General features: G+C 61.4%; 2 protein-coding genes. Both read left to right on the top strand.

Annotation, left to right across the window (positions count from 1 at the left end; translation table 11 throughout):
* Nucleotides 1-225, top strand: a 225-nt coding sequence (locus RWK44_RS34755) for a cation:proton antiporter domain-containing protein (RefSeq protein WP_316030166.1), incomplete at its 5' end; no start/stop codon positions are given.
* 97 nt (nucleotides 226-322) lie between these two features.
* On the top strand, nucleotides 323-1,258 hold a 936-nt coding region (locus RWK44_RS34750; protein ID WP_316030165.1), incomplete at its 3' end, for a glycosyltransferase.

Here is a 1,258-nt window from a genome sequence, read left to right as displayed (position 1 = left end):
TTGCTCCGCAGACAGTACGACTTCGTTCGCGGGACCGTGATCGTTCTCGTCTGGGGAGGTCTCAGGGGCGGCATATCGATCGCCTTGGCGCTGTCCCTTCCGGAAACGCCTTTCAAGGCGGCTCTGCTTGCCGCCACTTATGCCGTCGTGATTTTCACGATCGTGGTTCAGGGACTCACGCTGGGGAAAGTCGCCAGCCGCTCGTTGCGGCCGTCCGGCCCTTGACTGTAAAGAACAACAGTAGCTTGAGTGGACGACGAAATCGCACGGTGACACTGGCAACATCGGCTATTGAATCAGGCGGAAGCGAGGTGACGGCGCAATGAGGGTAGCCATTCATGCGCTCGGCACGCGCGGCGACGTTCAACCCTATATCGCTCTGGCATTGGGATTGATCCAGCGAGGACATCGCGTACAGCTCGCTGCTCCGGTTCAGTTCGAGAGCATGGTGCAAGACCACGGCGTCGCATTCGCCCCCCTGCCTGGAGAGTTTCTCGCTCTTCTCGATACTCCGGAAGGAAAGGCGGCGATCGCCGGCGGCAAGGGCTTCAGTGCGGGTTTGAAGCTGCTCAAGTACGTCCGTCCGATGATGCGAACCCTGCTAGACGCGGAATGGAAAGCAGCGCAGGCCTTCAACCCCGACATCTTCGTGCATCATCCGAAGGCAATCGCGGTGCCACACATGGCGGAGGCGCTTCAGTGCCCATTTATTCTGGCTTCGCCCCTGCCTGGCTTTACGCCGACCGCCACTTTTCCCAGCCCGATGTTGCCTTTCAGAGATCTGGGCTGGTTCAACCGGATCAGCCATATCGCGGCGATCAGGGGCGCGGAACTTCTGTTCGGCACGTTGCTCTCGACCTGGAGGGTGGAACGGCTTGGTCTGGCGCGACGCAGGACGCCAGCTATCGCTTCGAGTGGCGCGCTCTACGCCTATAGTCGCCATGTCGTGCCGGTCCCTCCGGACTGGGGCAGTGACGTGCTGGTGAGTGGCTACTGGTTTCTCGACAGCAAGAACTGGCGACCCCCAGACGATTTGGCAGCATTCCTCGCGGAAGGGGAGCCGCCAATCTACGTTGGCTTCGGAAGCATGCCGGGCGTCGATCCGGGCCGAATGACAGCCACTGTTGTCGAGGCCCTCGCAGGGCAGGGCAAGCGGGGCATCTTGGCTCTTGGAGGCGGTGCCCTGGCCGCGGACCATAAATCCGAGCATGTTCACGTCGTCCGCGACGCCCCTCACGACTGGTTGTTTCCCGAGGTG

This window comes from Rhizobium sp. 25PS6 (genome assembly GCF_032464655.1).
Taxonomy (GTDB): Bacteria; Pseudomonadota; Alphaproteobacteria; order Rhizobiales; family Rhizobiaceae; genus Rhizobium; species Rhizobium laguerreae.
The sequence above is the reverse complement of the archived record's forward strand: the minus strand, read 5'-3'. Positions and strand labels throughout refer to the sequence as shown.